This is a genomic window from Thiohalobacter sp. COW1 (genome assembly GCF_016629505.1).
GTDB lineage: Bacteria > Pseudomonadota > Gammaproteobacteria > Thiohalobacterales > Thiohalobacteraceae > Thiohalobacter > Thiohalobacter thiocyanaticus_A.
Genome location: NZ_AP024239.1, coordinates 1,469,593 through 1,487,576 on the forward strand (window position 1 = coordinate 1,469,593; position 17,984 = coordinate 1,487,576).

Genomic DNA, 17,984 nt, shown 5'->3' on the forward strand with positions numbered 1-17,984 from the left:
AGCGGGCGCTCCGCCGTGCGCTTTCACCTGCTTCAGCGCGGTGCGTCTTCGCGACGCTGGCAGCCGCGCTCCAGTTCCATCAGATGCGGCAGCAACTCCGAGTGCTTCTGGACATGGAAGATGTAGCGCGGCACGTCCCGCTGCGTGCTCTGGGCCATGAAGGGCTCGCCCCAGAAACTGAGCAGCGCCTCCGTACCCCCGCTCTGACGATTGTCCGCCAGGATGAAGGACACGTTCCTGTCCAGGTCGCACCAGCGCGGATCGCGCACCTTCGACTGCCCCGCGCAGGCGGCGATCCGGGGCTGGATCTTCGCCTCCCACAAGGGTTGCTGTGACGCGTCCAGCACGAACTGAATGGAACTGACATGCGGGTTCTCGATCGCCGGGCGCAGCAGCGCGTCGAACAGTTCATCCGGCACATACATCGACAGGCAGACATTGAACCAGATGCTGTCGCCGCTCATGTCGCGCGCGAACCGCTCGCTCACGCTGCGCAGCTGACGCGGACCGACCAGCACGATCTCGGGCCGACTGAGCCCCGCCTGGATGCGCCGCACAGCATGGGCGGTATGGCTGACCTCCTCGGCAGTAAGCTCGTTATTGCGGGTATGGCGCATGAAGTTGACGAACAACAGACCCAGCAGCGCCAGCACGATGGGCAGGATGACCGCTTCGTCCACCACATGCAGCAGGTGCAGTACAATCGCCGCCACCGCTGCCAGAATGCCGGCAATGGCATCCCATTCGTAACCGAGAAATCGTTTCAGGTTCATCGCAGACGCCAGCCTCTGGTCGTGGTCGATCAGTCGCTCGAGAAGAGCGATTTATAAATAGATATTAAATACATATTCTGTAAAATATACTATTTGCCAGTCACCCCCGAATTCAACCAGGCATCGGCATGGACTTCGAACAGGTACGCACCTTCCTTTCCGTCGCGGCCAACGGCAGCTTTCTCGAAGCGGCCAAACGGCTGCACGTCACCCAATCCACGGTCAGCGCCCGGATCCAGAACCTGGAGGATTATCTGGGCACCCGGCTGTTCGTGCGCAACCGCGCCGGCGCCAGCCTGACCCCGACCGGGAAGCGTTTCCTGCGTCACGCCAAGTCCCTGCTGCTGACCCTCGAGCAGGCGCGTCATGATGTCGGCCTGCCCGGCCGCTTCCGCGCCAGCATCACGGTCGGCGCACGCATCGCATTGTGGGAGGGCTTTCTGCCGCAGTGGGTCGGCCACATGCGCGAGACTGCGCCGGACATCTCCATCCGCAGCGAGATCAGCTTCGAGGAGGATCTGATGCGCCGGCTGGTCGAAGGCACGCTGGATATCGGCCTGATGTACACCCCACAGCACAGCCCGGGTCTGGAGGTCGAGCACCTGTTCGACGAGCGCCTGGTGCTGCTGACCACCAATCCGGAACAGGCCTGGCCGGGGCCGGACTACATCTACGTCAACTGGGGGCCGGCCTTCTATGCCCAGCACCGCGACAACTTCCCCGACCTGGAACGGCCGGCGCAGACGGTCAATATCGGCTGGCTGGGGATCCAGCTGATCCTGTGCAACGGCGGCTCCTGCTTCGTGCCCATCCGCATGGCCGAGGCCTTCATCGACTCGCAGCGGCTGTTCGTGGTGCCGGACAGTCCGGAGTTCAAGCTGCCGGCCTACATGGTCTACCCGCGAGAAAGCGAGGCCGAGGTCGTCAGTCAGGCCCTGGCCGGGCTGCGGCTGTTTGCCGAAAACGAACGTCAGAAATACACAGAGGATGCCGGCTGAACCGCGAGTGGATCAGCGGGGATAAAAGGGGGCCGCCGCGCCCTGGCTAAGTCGGCTAGAACTTGAGGAAGACGGCGAAGCGACCCAAGGGGATGACACCGACACCTGCCGCTTCAGCCGGTGCTCCAGGCGCGCGGCCGCTTCATGCCGGCCAGGCGGCAGGCCTGCTTGACATAGCCGTAGGGGAACAACTCGAACAGCCGGGCCTTGGCGCTGCGGCCATAGCCGAGTTCGCTGGCCAGAAACCTGATGACAAAGCGGGCATCGGCGGCGATTCCGTTATCGGCATAATACTGGCGCATGAACTCGAACACCTTCCAGTGATCCGGCTCGAGCTCGATACCCTCCTCCTCGGCCATGGCGCGGGCGATGTCCTCGTTCCAGGCGGCCGGCTCGATCAGATAGCCTTCCTTGTCCAGTTCGGCTGCCATCGGAATTTTCAATGCAGTGGCTGTCATGTCTGCCTCTCATGTCCGGTTGATATGCTTATTTGATATCAAGCCGTTCAAAAGATAACAAACGATATTATTTGCTATTTATTATGCAAATATCCGATATTAAACACCTGATTCGCCCTGACACGGCCGGACAGGACATGGACAACCTGACCGGATCGCCATCCATCCCCGGTATTCCGGGATAACGCTATTTTCGATACCTGAATGCGGTTTATTTCGTTTGTCCGCACCCTGCACAGGGGGCAACATAAGGTTGTTTCCACCGGCATGTGAGGAGTTGAGCATGTCCAGAAATCCGCCTTCCCGGCCCACCCGTGACGATTTCCGGCAGGCCCTGAACGACATGGGCACCTACATCGATGTAAGCATCGACGACCTGATGGAGATCACGACCATGGCGGAACGCCATGCCCGCCAGCGCGAAACCGAGGCCTATCGGATCGACACCCTGATGTCGCAGCCCGTCATCACCGTGCATCCGGAGACTTCCCTGGCCGAGGCCGCGCACGAGATGGTCACCCGCCGCATCAGCGGCCTGCCCGTGGTGGATGCAGACGGGCGGCTGGTCGGCGTTCTTACAGAGGCCGATCTGCTGCGCGCGCTCGGCGTACCTTCGCATCATCCCACGCATAACCTGTGGCAGACGCTCGAGGCCATGTTCGCGCACACCCTCAGACCCCAGCCACCCGAGGGCAGCGTCGCCGCCCTTATGGTGACCGACATCGTGACAGTCAGCCCCGATCAGACCCTGCACGAAGCGCTGGACCTGATGAAGAAGCACAGGATAAAACGGCTGATCGCGGTGAATGAACAGCGCCAGCCCGTGGGCATGATCACGCGATCCGACCTGGTGCGGGTGTTCTTTGACAGGATCCGGGGGCACTCGGAGTAAGAGGAATCCTCCCGACGCTGGCGCGCCTGCGCGGTCGAACACAGGGTTCTCATCAGGGCCTCTCTCTCCGCCATATAAAAAGGGCCCTGTCAGCCCAGACAGGGTGGATGGAGATTATACGCAGGGTCGAGGGATTATTCGGCGCTGCGCGCCTCACCCCTCAAGGGGACCGCTCGCTCACTATGTTCGCTGCGCGTTGTCTCGCTGCGCTCGGCGCTGCTCCGGCGCTGCGCGCCTCCGCGGTCGAACACAAGGTTCTCATCAGGGCCTCTCTCTCCGCCATATAAAAAGGGCCCCGGTTGGGGCCCTTTTTATATGGCGGAGAGAGAGGGATTCGAACCCTCGGATGGACAGAATCCATCAACGGATTTCGAGTCCGCCCCGTTCAACCGCTCCGGCATCTCTCCGAATGAACTGCACTGTTTCCATCCCGTTATTGTTGATTTACAACCCTGATTTCGGGGCGTCCTTCCAGCCCGGCTTACAGCCGGGCGTTCACCCCGCTGCGAAGCGCCACCGGCGCTTCGGTCGGGGCTCACCCACCCCGTTCAACCGCTCCGGCATCTCTCCGAATGAACTGCACTGTTTCCATCCCGTTATTGTTGATTTACAACCCTGATTTCGGGGCGTCCTTCCAGCCCGGCTTACAGCCGGGCGTTCACCCCGCTGCGAAGCGCCACCGGCGCTTCGGTCGGGGCTCACCCACCCCGTTCAACCGCTCCGGCATCTCTCCGAATGAACTGCACTGTTTCTATCCCGTTATTGTTGATTTACAACCCTGATTTCGGGGCGTCCTTCCAGCCCGGCTTACAGCCGGGCGTTCACCCCGCTGCGAAGCGCCACCGGCGCTTCGGTCCGGGTTCACCCACCCCGTTCAACCGCTCCGGCATCTCTCCGAACGAACTGCACTGCTTCAATCCCGGATTCGGATTCTGCTGTATAGCAAGTGGAGTGGTATTCTATCGCAAAAGCGCCAGGAGCTCTAAACGTTGACATCCGCAGACCGCTATAGCTGATAGGCCGGTTGCCGGCACCTAGCCTGATGCCCATGACCCGACGCATATATATCCTTCTGTTTTTGATCGCGATTGCCGGCTGTTCCGACGAGCGCAGCCTGCTCGAGGAAATCCAGGCCTCGGGCGAGGTGGTCATGGTGACGCGCAACAGTCCCACAAGCTATTACCTGGGCGCGGATGGACCCACCGGCTTCGAGTACGACCTGGCCCAGGCGTTCGCGGATCATCTCGGTGTCAGGCTGAAGGTGGTGGTGCCGGACGGTTTCAACGACATCCTGCCCATGGTGGCCAGCGGCGAGGTCCATTTCGCCGCTGCCGGGCTGACCATCACCGATGTACGCAAGCTGATCGTGCGCTTCGCACCGAGCTATCAAGCCATCATCCCGCAACTGGTCTACCGCGCCAACACCACACCGGAACCGGCCGACCTGGACGACCTGAACGGGATCCTGGAAGTCCTTGCCGGCAGCAGCCACGAGGAACGGCTCAAGGAACTCAAGGCCACGGAATATCCCGAACTGAACTGGCGCGCCAATGCCGAACTCGACAGTGAGGAACTGCTGCGCCTGGTCTGGGAGCAGGTGATCGATTACACCATCGCCGATTCCAATGAGATCGCCATCCAGCAGCGCTTCTATCCCGAACTGCGCACGGCCTTCGCCATCAGCGATCCCCAGCCGCTGGCCTGGGCCTTTGCCCGTGGCCCCGACACCAGCCTGTACAATGCTGCCAAGCAGTTTTTCTTCGAACTACGCAACAGTGGTCGGCTGGCCCAACTCATCGAGCGCTATTACGGTCATGTGCAGGACTTCGACTATGTCGGCACCCGACGTTATCTGCGCCATATCCAGACCCGCCTGCCTGATTACACCGAGATCTTCCAGCAGGCGGCCAGAGATCACGACATCGACTGGCGCCTGCTCGCCGCGGTTGGCTATCAGGAATCGCACTGGAGACCGGACGCCCGTTCTCCGACCGGGGTGCGCGGCATCATGATGCTGACCCTCAACACGGTGAAATATCTGGGGCTGGACGATCGGCTCGACCCGGTGCAGAGCATCCACGGCGGGGCGGAATATCTGCGGATGATGAAGGAGAAGATCCCCGAGCGCATCCCGGAGCCCGACCGTACCTGGCTGGCCCTAGCCGCCTACAATGTCGGCTTCGGCCACCTGGAGGACGCGCGCCGTCTGACCGAGGCCAACGGCGCCGACCCCGACCGCTGGGTGGACGTGAAGGAACACCTGCCGCTTCTCAGCCAGAAGAAATGGTACAAGCAGACCCGGTTCGGCTATGCCCGCGGCCACGAGCCGGTACAGTACGTGGAAAACATCCGCAGCTACTACGACATCCTGGTCTGGTACACCGAACGCGACCAGGAACCGGTGCCCTCACCGCCGCAGTGGATAAGCGACTTCCCGGCGCTCTAGTCGCGCCGGTCGCGAAAAAACCCCTTCAACAGTGCCGCGCACTCGCCTTCCAGCACCCCGCCGGTGACCTCGACCCGGTGGTTGAGCCAGGGCGCGCTGAACACCTCCCAGCGGCTGTCCACCACGCCGCGCTTGCTGTCATGGGCACCGAACACCAGCCGCGCGACCCGCGCATGGATCATGGCCCCGGCGCACATCAGGCAGGGCTCGAGGGTGACATACAGGGTGGTGTCGGGCAGACGGTAATTCTGCAAGGCCCGCCCGGCGGCGCGCAGGGCCTGGATCTCGGCATGGGCGGTGGGGTCGTGCCCGGCGATGGGCCGATTCCAGCCCGCGGCGATGAACTGCTCCTGTTTCACCAGCACCGCGCCGATGGGCACCTCGCCGGCCGCGGCGGCGAGTTCGGCCTGCGCCAGGGCCTGGCGCATCCAGTATTCGTCGCGGTTATGCGATTCGGCTTGTCCGTTCATGCCTGCAGTCTCTCCCGCGGCCTCTGCCTCACGACGGTTAACGGGGCTGATGAATTATTCATACACAATAATTTATATCCTCCCGAAGACCTGGAAGCATGAAAAGCACCTCCCCAGAAACTTCGTGTCCGGAATAGCCAAACAGCGGGAATCGATCCCGTAGAGGCTCATGACCAGAGATCGAAATCATATTCTATTGTGTAGTGAATACTTTAACCAGACTTGACGCAGTTCCGGACTGGCCTGTTCTGGCGTGACGTGCAAGACGACAGAGTAAATCAATCTGAGGGCTCGCCCGGGTTTTCGAGTTTCTCCATCAGCACACCATTCGCGATGGAAAACCCTAGCAGATACAGACACAGCACCAGAGTATAAGCGAGCCCGAAGTAGTGGATCATGAGGGGCAACAGCGGAAGCTTGACCGCTCGGCTGTAGAGAAACACCGCAGCCAGCGGTGCGCGCATACCTTTATCGCGCAACTCCCGCAATAGTGGATACCAGGCATAAACAGGTCCACTGGCGAGCACGCCGCCAACAACAGCCAACAACCAGGCGTTCACACCCGCCGTCCTGCCAAGATGACGCTTGATCCATGCTGGTTTGAACAGGAGGTCCGCCGCCAGCAGCAGAAAGAACACCATCACTACTGCCGGCAACGCGCTCAGCATTACTGTCGCAGAGAAGCGGAGCGCCTGACCGGTCGTTTCGGTGTCAATGACTCCGGTGATACCGTAGGCTGTGAGCACCAATAGCAGGAACAACCAACCGCCGAACCCCGTTTTTTTTCTTCGGCTCGGCATTACCGCTCTATCCGATGTATCTCAATGACCAGACGGAGAGAAGGGCGACAGCGATTGCGCTGAAGAAGCTGATCACATTGCGGCAAAACGCAAAGCGTGCGCCCAGAAGCAGGGCCTCGACGGGCAGCTGAACCAGACCAACGGTAACCCAGCTTACGATGAGGGCGGTTACGGCGACAAGGCTTACGCCATTATCGAGCAATTCCCCGCCAAGCAGGTAACTCGCCAGTGGATGCCCGGCTGCCATACTTCCAACCGACGCCCCGATAAGAGCATCCAGCGTGTTGCTGCTACCGAAGAAGCCGGCATAAAGCCGCTCCGGAAACAGCGTGAGTACAAGACTTGTCAATAACAACATCCCCGTGAAAATGGGTAGCAGATTGACGAATGTCCGCACTGTCCTCCTGAAACTCCTTGTCATATCAAGTTCCGGCATATATCTACCCTGTCATCTCACTTGTTTCCTACTAGAATAGGAATTATTCGGATTCGAAGCAGAATAATGGACCAAAGCAGGGTTTTCCATGTATGTACATTTCGAGGAAAATCGCCCTGACGCTACTCTTCGGGTGGGCTCTTATCGTGACAGAATCCAGCTTTGCAGCAGGCGAGACTGTCCAGACCCAATGGAACCAGGTCAGAATCCATGTCGTTTTCAATAATTTGCCCTACAGGGCAGGACTTCAGACCGGGTGGGGCTTCGCCTGCCTGATTGAAGGTCCGGACAAGACGGTCCTGTTTGACACGGGCGGGAATGGCGACATCCTGATCTCGAACATGCAGCAACTCGGTCTCGACGCCAACGCGGTCGAGGCCGTCGTGCTATCCCATATTCACGGCGACCATACAGGCGGTCTGGACGGATTCATGGCACACAACCCTGATGTCACCGTGTATGTGCCTGAATCGTTCCCGGCCTCGTTCCAGCGAGAGGTCAGACGCCTCGGCGCTGCGGTTGAAACCGTGGACGAACCACGACAGCTCCTGGCCGGAATACATACGACCGGAGAGATGAACCATGGCATCGCGGAACAGGCCCTTATTGTAGATACCCAAAACGGTCTTGTCGTTATCACCGGCTGCGCACATCCCAACGTGGCGGATATGACGGAGCGGGCGCAGTCCTATCTGGGCAGGAATGTTTACCTGCTGATGGGCGGATTTCATCTGGACAGCAGTACTGACACCGAGGTGAAGGCTATCATCGATCAGCTGAAAGCCCTGGGTGTGAGAAAAGTCTCACCAAGCCATTGCACGGGGGAGAGAGCCATCAATCTGTTTCGTGAAGCCTGGAAGAGTGATTTCGTCGATGGCGGACTGGGTGCGGTTATCAGCGTGCCATAGTCATCTGTGCTGCTTGCAGCTGTTTTTCCGATCAATGTTTTTTCCACGACCAACAGATAAGACATTACCATGCGCATGCATTGAAAATGCTGCATTTATCAGCAATATCCACATCAGCCGCGATAGCCATAAGGAGTTGAATATGCGCCAAATGAACTTGCTATACGGATTCATCGGCCTGGTAATAGGCATCATTATGACCGGCGTTTCTGCTTATGCCGTTATGCCCGACCTCATGATTCTTGAGGATGAGAGCAGATATGGATTTGATGAAACAGTACGAATGATGCACGAGGAGACGGAGAAACAGGGGTGGAGTATTCCCGTTGTTCATGACTTACAAGAAACAATGAAAAACTTTGGAAAGGATGTACGCAAGGTTAAGGTGTTCGAGCTTTGCCATCCGGCACATGCTTACAAAATCCTCTCCCAGGATAGCGAGCGCATAGTTGTCTCAATGATTCCTTGCCGGGTCGCAATCTATGAACGCGCTGACAACAAGGCGTATATCTCGCGGATGAACTCCGCTCTCATGGGCAAACTCATGGGCGGTATAGTCAGTGAGGTGATGGATGATGCTGCCAGGGAAAGTGAGATGATCATTGCACCATTATTAAAATAGCGCTTCGAAAACGGAAAACCGGAAATGACGTCGATACAGGAAAAAGGTGGCGGCAGTTTCGATATGGTACCGTTACCCGATTTTCTGCGCCGTCATCACGACACATGCTTCCTGGTGAATGAAGCCCTCACCGGGCTCGCTGGCGAGTCGGTCGCGGGCCTGTTACCCGATCATTCCGATCTGCTCGTCACCCGCACTCCCTCCAAGGCCCACAGTCTGGCTGGGTTTCACGTCGGCGATGCCATTTCACCGGTAGGCCTGACCGGCGACCTCAATTCACACAACAACGCCTATTCCCTGACGCGGCCCGGACAAGCGGCGGCAATGGCAACCCCTCAGCAAGAAAACAGGATCCGTGATCGCGTCAAACAACTGGGCGCCTGGACTGAAGACCTGGCTGCGGAACTGCGCACCCTCGATGTGAGCACCCATCCAACACCGGCGTATTTCTTTCTCGCAGACTTCGCGCCACATGATTCGGCCAACCTGGCAGATAAGCTCCGTGAATCGGGGGTTTTCGTCAAACCCTTGAAAGATCGGGATCTGGGTCCGGATTTCATGCGCGCTACCACAGCGCTGCCGCAGGAAAACGCGCGAGTCATCGCCGCAGTGCGGGGGCGGGTCTGATTATGCCAAGAACCGCACCGTTCGAGTCTCATCACTACCGTTATGACGAATGGTTCGAACGCCACGCTGCGGCCTACCACTCGGAGTTGCTGGCGGTGCGCGCCCAGCTGCCCTGGCGCGGATTGGGTTTGTCCATCGGAGTCGGCACCGGTCGGTTTGCCGGACCGCTGGGCGTTCAGATCGGCATCGACCCCGCCTACGCCGTGCTGGACTACGCCGCGAAACGGGGCATCTCCACTGTGCAGGCGGTCGCCGAAGCGCTCCCCTTCGCTGACGGTCTGTTCGACCACGCCCTGTGCGTGACCACCATCTGCTTCGTGGATGATGTCAGTGGCATGCTGAGCGAGGCCCGCCGCGTACTCAAACCCGGCGGTGTGTTGGTAATCGGGTTCATCGATCTCACCAGCAGCCTCGGTCAGACTTATATGACCCAGCAGGCCGAGAATGTATTCTACCGCGACGCGACTTTTTTCTCGGCAGCTGAAGTAGAGCAACTGCTGACGGACACCGGTTTTACCGGGCCCGACTGGGTGCAAACCCTGTCAAAGCCGCTGGGGAAGATACGCGATATCGAATCCTTGAGCAGCGGCTACGGTCAGGGTGCGTTTGTCGTGGTGCAGGCCAAACGGCCGTAACTGCTGCCCACAGGATCAGCGCACAAAACATAGCAGCCAGCCACACCCCTTCACCTTGCCTTCCAGAGAGAGAGGTACTGGTCAAAGTAGCTATCAAGATCCACTTTACCCTGAGCATAATCCTCGTTCCAACCGTCCGGCACAGGCATTTTCTTGTACCACTGCTTTCGTTCCGCTTCCAGTAATCGCCGCGGGTGACGCATGTAATCGGCGGCACAATAAACCTGCCTTCCGACGGTTTCTGATAGCGCATCCAGCCAGCTTTCACCTTTCTGACTGCGCATCAGATGATGGTCAAGAATGACGACATCAACATGTTGTGCCAGTCGCACTGCGTTCCGCCAAGCCGTGTCTCGCAGGGCATTGCTTAAACGATCGAGGTAGAGTGGAGGCCCGGCCGCCAGGACAATATCCGGCCGCCAGTCGATCAGCAGATCGATCGTTGAAGCATCCAGCAGCTGGATGTCCGAGGCATGCACGAATACTTCGCCCCCCATTTCCACCCGCGTCATCATCACTGTGCCCATGTTGCCGTCAGGCGCACCATGCGGGACAGATTGCGAAAAAGACAGCCCATCCACCGTTCTCCCTTCCGCGACCTTCATATTGCTCCCCAGCAGATCGAGCACATCATGAAATCGTCTGCGCATCACCCCCGTGAGGTCGTAGCCGGATTTGCTCCAGGCGCGCAAACCCCTGAAACTGTGAGGCAGGCTGCACACCGATAGTTGATACGGATTTGCATCCATCAGCGGCACATGATCGCCATGAAAATGGCTGAACACCACGTCGGTGGCATCTTCCAGTGCAGCAAGAATTCTATCCCGTACCTGCCGCCCCACGGCGATCTGCACGGGATGGGGTCGCAGACCGTAGCGGACGTAACCCAGCGCAACGCCAGGGTCGATGACAATACGCCGGTTGGGCAATGTTACCCGACAACAAAGACTGCGAACTCCCAGGGATTCCGCGCCAATGATTTCAAGGCCCATACCTCCCTTCCCCATCTACGCCTCCCTTGGACAAAGGCGCACATGCACCGCCAACCAACCGATATTTCCTATAGCGCCGACAATCGGATCCATGTGTGAGACCAGGATATCGTCGCCGACGCGGGTCAGGGCCACATCCTCTCCGAAGGAGGCGCCCAGGATCACATCAGGATCTTCGCTTATAGTGCAGGGGAATACGCAACGCCGAAGAACCTCCAACGATAATTTGGACATGAGCCGAACCTCGTGCTCCGTTGCGGCAACGCCGCGCGGTTCTATACTTTCAATCAACTATAGACATTCTGAAGCAGCATCGCGAATCCTGTATGCATCGCTTCTCGACCCGTTATGCCGAGGCGAAGCCCTCCGGCACATCGCGCAGAATAAGGCCGAAGGCCACCAGCCAGGCCGTCCTCACCAGACTCGGTGCGAATGCACCATGTTGTTCCACCAGATGGGTATGCGGGATCACCCAATGCAAAACCGCCATGATCAGCAAACCGAGGAAGAAGGCTGCGATCGTGCTACCCGGGCCAGCCTCGCCCATTGCCTCCGGCATCATCTCAATAAAGGAGACCAGCAGCATGATACCGGCGCAGAACCCGACACCAAGAACAACGGCTCGCTCATTCCTGCCGATGTAGATCGCCAGGGTCACACTCACCAACGCGATGATCAGGGAGCCCGCGTACAGCAGCAGGAGGCGATGCAGGGAATGTGGATGGATTTCCACATACAGCCCCATGCCCAGCGCGGGCGGAAGCTTACCTGCCTGCCCCAATACGATATGCAATGTCTATCCTTATTATGGCGGTCCGTTAATAGCACTGACATAACAGGATCCAGCCTTCTTATACACACAGACGGAAGGAAGAAATGGTTGCGCGTCATGCCAAAAAGATCAAGCTGTATGGATTCAATAACCTGGCCAAGACCCTGAGCTATAACGTCTACGATATCTGCTACGCGAAGGCCGAACGACACCGTGCCGAGTATATCGAATATATCGACGAGGCCTACAATGCCAAACGTCTGGCCGAGATACTCACCACGGTCGCCGAACTTATCGGCGCCAATATCCTGGATATCTCGCATCAGGATTATGAACCGCAGGGTGCCAGCGTGGTCATGCTGATCTCCGAGGAGCCTGTTGTTTCCGAGCGGCTCTCGCATGACAAGGCCGAACATCCCGGACCCTTGCCCGAGACCCTGCTTGCTCACCTTGACAAGAGCCACATTACTGTTCACACCTACCCGGAAAGTCACCCTGAAGGCGGAATCAGCACCTTTCGCGCCGACATCGATGTCGCAACATGTGGGCGAATCTCGCCGCTTCGCGCCCTGAATTATCTGATCCATGCCCTCGAGTCAGACATCGTGACCCTGGATTATCGGGTGCGCGGGTTCACGCGCGATATACGCGGGAGGAAGCACTTCATCGATCACGACATCACTTCCATCCAGAACTTCATTGCCCGGGACGTCATTGATCGCTACGGCATGATTGACGTGAATGTATACCAGGAGAACATCTTCCATACAAAGATGCTGATCAAGGAGTTCGATCTGGACAACTACCTGTTCGGGCACGGCCGCGACGACTACTCAGCCCGGGAACTACGCGAGATCGAACGGCGCCTGAGGCGGGAGATGGCCGAGATCTACTACGCACGCAACCTGCCCAGGATGTAATTTCAGCCCGAGTGGAATCACGCGCATAGCTGCACCACCCCGGAAGACACCTGCAGTTCGATTGGTCATTGAGAATCAGGCTGCACCCGGAGCATCTAACATCATCGATTCAGACGGCAACCCCAGATGGAGATTGTTGGCGCGCATGCGCTCAATATCGTGCGCACCGGTTTCATGGACTTAATCAGGATATCGCGCGTTTTCTATGGCGCTCACCCTCAGGGCGCGCTACACGCCTGGTTGGTCATTGATCTACAGGCTCAACGCACAAGTTTTATTGTTAGTAAACAGCGCCTGTAACCAGCCTATTCCCACTCTATTGTAAATAAGCCTTTTTTATCTTTTATATTCAATGGCTTATTTTCCTGCTAAACGGTAATACCATGAAAAATACCATGCTCAAAAAATCCTTCAAAATGCTCGAAAAAAATTGCCGATTGAACACTGATGCCCAGCACCTTAGGCCACCTTCCGGGCTTTGACTTCCAGGTGAATACCCTCTTGCACCTGCAGGTATTGGATCACCGCAAACAGATTGCTCGCCTGGGGCTTCCCTTTTGGCCGGATTGAGTGACCGCATTACCTCCGTCTATTTAAAGCCAAGCCGATCTTAAGACTTTTTCAACAACAAACCTATCACATCGCGCGACTTCAAACTCCAGCGTAGAATGACCCCTGTTGAACTGCCGCTCCAACTCGACCTTAAGCGCTGTTTCAATCGCTTCCGTGTCGCCGAAATCGTCGATCACCACATGGGCCTCCAAGGCGTTTTCATGTTCGTCGAGTTGCCAGATGTGAACATGATGCTGTGGTCAAAGGTCTTGCCAAGCTCGGCAACCGCATACGCCATGACCTGCGGGGCAAGTGTGTTGGCGTAAGCTTCTTCAGTGTGAAGAGCGGCTACCCCCCAATGACGCGCAAACTGTTTCAGAACAATTCAATCCAGTCACAGCCAATCCACTCATGCATCTCAGACGGATTTACTCTTTACTCTGGTGATGGGTAATCACGTCAACCGCCCAAGTCGCGGTAACGCAGCAAACGCAAGGCGTTGAACACCACCACCAGGGTCGAGCCCTCGTGAACGATGACCGCCGGGCCGATACCCGCCAGGCCGGTCAATGTTGCCGGAATCAAGAGTGCCACGATGCCGAGGGACAGCCATAAGTTCTGGCGGATGATGCGCCGGGCGACGTTTGACAGGCCCACCGCGAACGGCAGTTTTGACAGGTCGTCAGCCATCAGAGCGACATCCGCTGTTTCCAGCGCCACGTCGGTGCCGGCACCGCCCATGGCGATGCCCACCGTGGCGCGCGCCAGCGCCGGCGCGTCGTTGACACCATCACCGATCATGGCCACCTGACCTTCGCGCCGCAGCAATTCATCGATTGCGGCGACCTTATCCTCGGGCAACAGGCTGGCGCGCACCTCATCCAAGCCGACGGCCCGGCCGATGGCCTGCCCCACCCGCTCGTTGTCGCCGGTGAGCATGATGGTCTTGCGGATGCCCAGGCGGTGCAGTCGCCCCAACATGTCGGCCACGCCCTCGCGCGGGGTGTCAGCCAGGGCCAACACGCCCAGGAAACGATCGCCGGCCTGTACCACCATGGTGGTCTTGCCTTCGGCCTCCAGCCGGGTGACGGTTGTGCGTACCTCGCCAGGAATCGCCACGCCGTCAAACAACTTCAGGTTGCCGATACTGACGGTCTCGCCGTTGAGTTGTGCACGCACGCCCTTACCGGTCACCGACTCCAGATCGCCGGCCTCGGCCCAGCGCAGATCCCGCGCCTGCGCGGCGGCGACGATGGCTTGGGCCAAAGGATGGCCGCTGCGGCTCTCCACCGCCGCTGCGGTGGCGAGCAGCGTGGCCTCATCGCCGTCCAAGGTCGTCACGTCGGTCACCGCTGGTTCGCCGCGGGTGATGGTGCCGGTCTTGTCGAAGGCGATGGCGCGCAGGGTGCCGAGGTTCTCCAGGTGCGCGCCGCCCTTGATCAGCACCCCACCGCGCGCTGCGCGCGCCACCCCCGACAGCACCGCCGCCGGCGTGGCGATAGCCAGCGCGCAGGGCGAGGCCGCCACCAGCACCGCCATGGCACGGTAGAAGGATTCGGCGAACGGAAAACCGAGCAGCGGCGGTATGGCAATGAGCAAGGCCGCACCGACCAGCACCACGGGTACGAAGATGCCTTCGAAGCGCTCGGTGAAACGCTGGGTCGGCGAGCGTTGGGCACCCGCTTCGGCGACCAGCTTCACCATTCGGCTCAGGGTACTTTCGCGGGCCAGGCGGGTGACCCGGATCTCCAGTGTCGCCTCACCGTTGACGGTGCCGGCGAACACCGCATCGCCCACCTGCTTGTCCACGGGCATGGACTCGCCGGTAATGGGCGCCTGGTCGACGGCGGATGCGCCGGCCAGCACTTCGCCGTCGGCGGGGATGCGCTGGCCGGGCTTGACGATGACCCGCTCATCACGCGCCAGCGCCTCCACCGGCACTTCCACTTCCCCGCCGTCGCGGCGCACCAGCGCCATTTTCGGTGCCAGCTCCGCCAGCGCCTCGATGGCGCGGCGCGCACGGTCCATGGCGGAATGTTCCAGTGCATGGCCCAGGCTGAACAGGAACAACAGCAATGCGCCCTCGGCCCAGGCACCGAGCGCAGCGGCACCGGCGGCGGCAACGATCATCAGCGTGTCGATATCGAAGCGGCCCTGGCGCAGGCTCTGCCAGGCGTCGCGCAGCGCGAAGAAGCCGCCTGTGATATAGGCGCCGACGAACAGAACCAGGGACAGTGCGGCGGGTGCAGCCGTAAATTCCAGCAACCAGCCGACCAGCAGCAACAACCCGGCTGCCAGACTCAGAAGCAGCTCGCGGTGCTCGGCCCACCAACCCGGTGCCTGACCTTCTTCAATCACACCATAACCCAACGTTCGGATGCGTTCTCGCACGGCATCGAGCGAGGTCTTTTCGGTATCGAATTCCAGACGCAGCCGCTCCGCGCCGTAACTGACCGCTGCCTCCAGCACGCCGTCCATGCGCCCCAGGGCATGTTCAATCACGGTCGCGCAGGTGGGACAATCCATGCCGTCGATGCGCAGGCTTTCGTGGTGATAACGCTTGCCGATCCGGACGCCGGCCGCCTGCACCAGACTGCGGACCTGGCTGACACTGAACCGCTCGGGATCGTAGTGCAAGCACAGGCGCGCGGTGTCATCCTCGCACACCAGGTGCGCCTTCCCCAGTCCTTCAGCCGCCAGTAATTCAGTCAGGCGCCCGACGCAAGCGTCGCGTTCGTCCGGCACCCTGGGCAGGGCCAGCGATAGATCCAGACGTAGTTTTTCCGCACTCATGTCGAAGCTGCCCCTACCACTTGTCCGCAGCCCGGACAGAATCGGGCGCCTCGCGGCACCGCTTGCCATGATGGTCGGCATAGCCTCCGCCCATCCAGCCACGCAGCAGATGCTTGAAAAAACGACATTCCGTTACCTCCTTATCATCGCGATAGAACAAATCGGTCGGCGACGGGTCCGTTTTCGTCCCGAGCTACCAATGGGTGATGGCGCCTGTCCGTCAGTCTGCTCCCCGATCCGCCGCGAGCGGCCTGCCGCTCTGCGCATCGAAGTGCAGTGTGCGCACCGTGCCGTCGTTACCGAGCCATTCGATCCCGTACACATAACCGTCGGCCCGCTCTTCCAGCTCGGTTTCGAGCGGGTGCCCCGGGTACCGTGCGCGCACCGCTTCCAGTATCTGTTCCAATGGGACGGTCACGCCCGCCTGGCGCAACACCCGGGCACGGTCGTGATCGGCATGCGCGAGCGCCGTACAGTACAACGCGAGCACCAGAGCCGCAGCGATCATCCTCATCCAGTGCCTCATGGCATCACCCTTTCAGTGACCGAGCAGGTAACGGCTTACCACCCAGTACTTGACCGCCACCAGCAGGCCCGTAAACACCATGATCAGTATCACCACCAACAGGGTGCGCCGCATATGCCGCTTCACGGTCGTCGACCGGATTGGCTCAACGCTCGTCATCCGTCATCCGCCTCATCCTGCCATTCTTCCTCCCTTGGCCGAGATGATGTGTCCCGTCCGTCGAGAAAGCACGCCAGGGCCTGCTCGGCCAGGCGCCGAGTGAGATACGGTCCGTGAGCCGCTCCTTCGCGGACCTCGAAGTACCAGCCGCCGGCTTCGCCAGCGGGATCGTCAACATGAAACACACGCTGGTCGCGAAACCGTGCTCGATTCATGGCCTTGCCTCCCAACTATGCGGGCTCACGCCCAGCGCTGTGCCCTTGCCCCGATCTCGCGGCCCCGGCCCTCGACGTGGGCACGCCTTGCATGATGGAATCGGCATGCCATATCCCGTCAGATCGCCGTAGCCGCAAGCACCCGATCCAATCGCTGCCGGACTTCCCGCACCAGATCGTGCACCGTCGAGCTATCCACCAGGTCCAGCACCGCCGCCGGGTCCATGCACTCCACATGCACTGTACCGTCGTGTTCTTGCCTGACGACCACATTGCACGGTAACAGCAGGCCAATCGACGGTTCAGCGGTGAGCGCCTGGTGCGCCAGCGGCGGATTGCAGGCACCAAGAATCCGATAGGGCGGCATGTCCTCACCGAGTTTCTGTTTCAGGGTTGCCTGCACGTCGATGTCGGTGAGCACACCGAAGCCTTCTTTCTTGAGCGCCGCGGTGACGACATCGATGGCGTGTTCGAAATCCATGGGAACCGTTTTGCCAAAACCGTATATCGTAGTCATGCGTCATTCCTCGTCAGTTGTGTCCATCGGAAATTTGTGCACCACTCAGTGCAAGACATCGCGATCTTCGCCGGTCGCCAGGTAGCGGTAGAACGCCGCCTGCGCGGCCTCGGGATCCGGTGTGCAGTACACCGAGGGCTGGCAGCTCGCCTGCATCCGGATCACCGCGCCGCCGTCGCCCGGCGTATGCGTGACGCGATAGTGCGTGCGGGAGTACCAGCGTGAGCGCGGCCGCTCCGTTTCGATCACGACTTCGCTACGCGTCCGGATCGGCCAATATGAGTGCTCCCGCAGCCACGCCTCGGCCCGCTGCCATTTCTCGGCGCAGTCGGTCGCCGAGGCGCAGGCCACGGCGTCAGGCTGCGCGCCCACGACGCCAGACTCGCCTCCGGGACCCGTCGTCGCGCAGCCCGCCAGGAACAATGGAACCACCACAGACAGTTGCTTCATGCGTTTCATGGTGCACCTCCGTC

20 protein-coding genes, 1 tRNA gene and 1 riboswitch are annotated in these 17,984 nt (G+C 59.7%); of the genes, 8 read left to right on the forward strand and 13 right to left on the reverse strand.

Translation table 11 applies throughout. The features are described from left to right. Positions 1 to 32: 32 nt before the first annotated feature. Positions 33 to 773, reverse strand: coding sequence for a hypothetical protein (locus COW1_RS06850; protein ID WP_201345832.1), 741 nt, complete (start codon positions 771 to 773; stop codon positions 33 to 35). Positions 774 to 901: 128 nt separating this feature from the next. Between COW1_RS06850 and COW1_RS06855 the strand changes: the two genes are divergently transcribed. Further along, the gene (locus COW1_RS06855; RefSeq protein WP_201345833.1) at positions 902 to 1,771 is read left to right on the forward strand and encodes a LysR family transcriptional regulator; all 870 of its coding nucleotides are present in this window, start codon (positions 902 to 904) and stop codon (positions 1,769 to 1,771) included. Between the two features lie 113 nt (positions 1,772 to 1,884). Here COW1_RS06855 and COW1_RS06860 read toward each other — a convergent pair whose 3' ends face one another. Continuing rightward, complete coding sequence (locus COW1_RS06860; RefSeq protein WP_201345834.1) at positions 1,885 to 2,202, reverse strand: TusE/DsrC/DsvC family sulfur relay protein; 318 nt, start codon at positions 2,200 to 2,202, stop codon at positions 1,885 to 1,887. A gap of 310 nt (positions 2,203 to 2,512) precedes the next feature. On the opposite strand from COW1_RS06860, the gene COW1_RS06865 reads away from it, so the two are divergent. Further along, positions 2,513 to 3,121 carry a CBS domain-containing protein gene (locus COW1_RS06865; RefSeq protein WP_201345835.1) on the forward strand — a complete coding sequence of 203 codons (609 nt, stop codon included), beginning with the start codon at positions 2,513 to 2,515 and terminating at the stop codon, positions 3,119 to 3,121. A 316-nt stretch (positions 3,122 to 3,437) separates the two neighbouring features. Here the strand turns inward: COW1_RS06865 and COW1_RS06870 are convergent. Beyond that, positions 3,438 to 3,528 (reverse strand) — tRNA-Ser (locus COW1_RS06870). Positions 3,529 to 4,169: 641 nt separating this feature from the next. Between COW1_RS06870 and mltF the strand changes: the two genes are divergently transcribed. After that, complete coding sequence (mltF, locus tag COW1_RS06875; protein ID WP_242466510.1) at positions 4,170 to 5,567, forward strand: membrane-bound lytic murein transglycosylase MltF; 1,398 nt, start codon at positions 4,170 to 4,172, stop codon at positions 5,565 to 5,567. Here the strand turns inward: mltF and tadA are convergent. The 3 genes from tadA to COW1_RS06890 form a co-directional block, all read right to left on the reverse strand. Then, entirely contained in the window at positions 5,564 to 6,037 is a 474-nt protein-coding gene (gene tadA, locus COW1_RS06880; protein ID WP_096365779.1) for a tRNA adenosine(34) deaminase TadA, read from the reverse strand. The two genes, mltF and tadA, sit on opposite strands and share 4 nt — an antisense overlap. A 278-nt stretch (positions 6,038 to 6,315) precedes the next feature. Further along, complete coding sequence (locus COW1_RS06885; RefSeq protein WP_096365777.1) at positions 6,316 to 6,837, reverse strand: hypothetical protein; 522 nt, start codon at positions 6,835 to 6,837, stop codon at positions 6,316 to 6,318. Positions 6,838 to 6,844: 7 nt separating this feature from the next. Beyond that, entirely contained in the window at positions 6,845 to 7,273 is a 429-nt protein-coding gene (locus tag COW1_RS06890) for a hypothetical protein (protein ID WP_157745416.1), read from the reverse strand. Between the two features lie 92 nt (positions 7,274 to 7,365). Here COW1_RS06890 and COW1_RS06895 point away from each other — a divergent pair, with 92 nt between their 5' ends. The 4 genes from COW1_RS06895 to COW1_RS06910 all read left to right on the forward strand — a co-directional run bounded on the left by COW1_RS06895 (position 7,366) and on the right by COW1_RS06910 (position 10,065). Continuing rightward, positions 7,366 to 8,181: an MBL fold metallo-hydrolase gene (locus COW1_RS06895; RefSeq protein ID WP_096365773.1), complete on the forward strand. Its 816-nt coding sequence runs from the start codon at positions 7,366 to 7,368 to the stop codon at positions 8,179 to 8,181. A gap of 142 nt (positions 8,182 to 8,323) precedes the next feature. After that, positions 8,324 to 8,803: a DUF302 domain-containing protein gene (locus COW1_RS06900; protein ID WP_201345836.1), complete on the forward strand. Its 480-nt coding sequence runs from the start codon at positions 8,324 to 8,326 to the stop codon at positions 8,801 to 8,803. A gap of 24 nt (positions 8,804 to 8,827) precedes the next feature. After that, positions 8,828 to 9,430, forward strand: a complete 603-nt coding sequence (locus tag COW1_RS06905) for an aminotransferase class I/II-fold pyridoxal phosphate-dependent enzyme (protein WP_096365769.1) — start codon at positions 8,828 to 8,830, stop codon at positions 9,428 to 9,430. A gap of 2 nt (positions 9,431 to 9,432) precedes the next feature. Beyond that, positions 9,433 to 10,065 (forward strand): class I SAM-dependent methyltransferase, encoded by a 633-nt coding sequence (locus COW1_RS06910; protein WP_096365767.1) that lies wholly within the window; start codon positions 9,433 to 9,435, stop codon positions 10,063 to 10,065. A 50-nt stretch (positions 10,066 to 10,115) separates the two neighbouring features. Here the strand turns inward: COW1_RS06910 and COW1_RS06915 are convergent, their stop codons facing one another. Continuing rightward, positions 10,116 to 11,057, reverse strand: a complete 942-nt coding sequence (locus tag COW1_RS06915; RefSeq protein ID WP_201345837.1) for a hypothetical protein — start codon at positions 11,055 to 11,057, stop codon at positions 10,116 to 10,118. A 346-nt stretch (positions 11,058 to 11,403) separates the two neighbouring features. Continuing rightward, a complete protein-coding gene (locus COW1_RS06920) occupies positions 11,404 to 11,850 on the reverse strand; it encodes a hypothetical protein (protein WP_096365765.1) in 447 nt (148 codons plus the stop codon). Positions 11,851 to 11,933: 83 nt separating this feature from the next. Here COW1_RS06920 and speD point away from each other — a divergent pair, with 83 nt between their 5' ends. Further along, positions 11,934 to 12,749 carry an adenosylmethionine decarboxylase gene (speD, locus tag COW1_RS06925; RefSeq protein ID WP_096365763.1) on the forward strand — a complete coding sequence of 272 codons (816 nt, stop codon included), beginning with the start codon at positions 11,934 to 11,936 and terminating at the stop codon, positions 12,747 to 12,749. Between the two features lie 783 nt (positions 12,750 to 13,532). After that, positions 13,533 to 13,670, reverse strand: a riboswitch (yybP-ykoY riboswitch). 90 nt (positions 13,671 to 13,760) lie between these two features. On the opposite strand, the gene COW1_RS06935 is transcribed toward speD, so the two are convergent. From COW1_RS06935 to COW1_RS06950, 5 genes are all read right to left on the reverse strand, one after another. Beyond that, positions 13,761 to 16,094: a cation-translocating P-type ATPase gene (locus COW1_RS06935; protein ID WP_201345839.1), complete on the reverse strand. Its 2,334-nt coding sequence runs from the start codon at positions 16,092 to 16,094 to the stop codon at positions 13,761 to 13,763. Positions 16,095 to 16,314: 220 nt separating this feature from the next. Next, positions 16,315 to 16,608, reverse strand: a complete 294-nt coding sequence (locus COW1_RS06940) for a PepSY domain-containing protein (protein WP_201345840.1) — start codon at positions 16,606 to 16,608, stop codon at positions 16,315 to 16,317. A 167-nt stretch (positions 16,609 to 16,775) separates the two neighbouring features. After that, positions 16,776 to 16,994 (reverse strand): DUF6316 family protein, encoded by a 219-nt coding sequence (locus COW1_RS17230; protein ID WP_370590892.1) that lies wholly within the window; start codon positions 16,992 to 16,994, stop codon positions 16,776 to 16,778. Between the two features lie 118 nt (positions 16,995 to 17,112). Beyond that, positions 17,113 to 17,511, reverse strand: coding sequence for a DUF302 domain-containing protein (locus tag COW1_RS06945; protein WP_201345841.1), 399 nt, complete (start codon positions 17,509 to 17,511; stop codon positions 17,113 to 17,115). Between the two features lie 45 nt (positions 17,512 to 17,556). Further along, positions 17,557 to 17,970, reverse strand: a complete 414-nt coding sequence (locus COW1_RS06950; RefSeq protein WP_201345842.1) for a hypothetical protein — start codon at positions 17,968 to 17,970, stop codon at positions 17,557 to 17,559. Positions 17,971 to 17,984 lie beyond the last annotated feature (14 nt).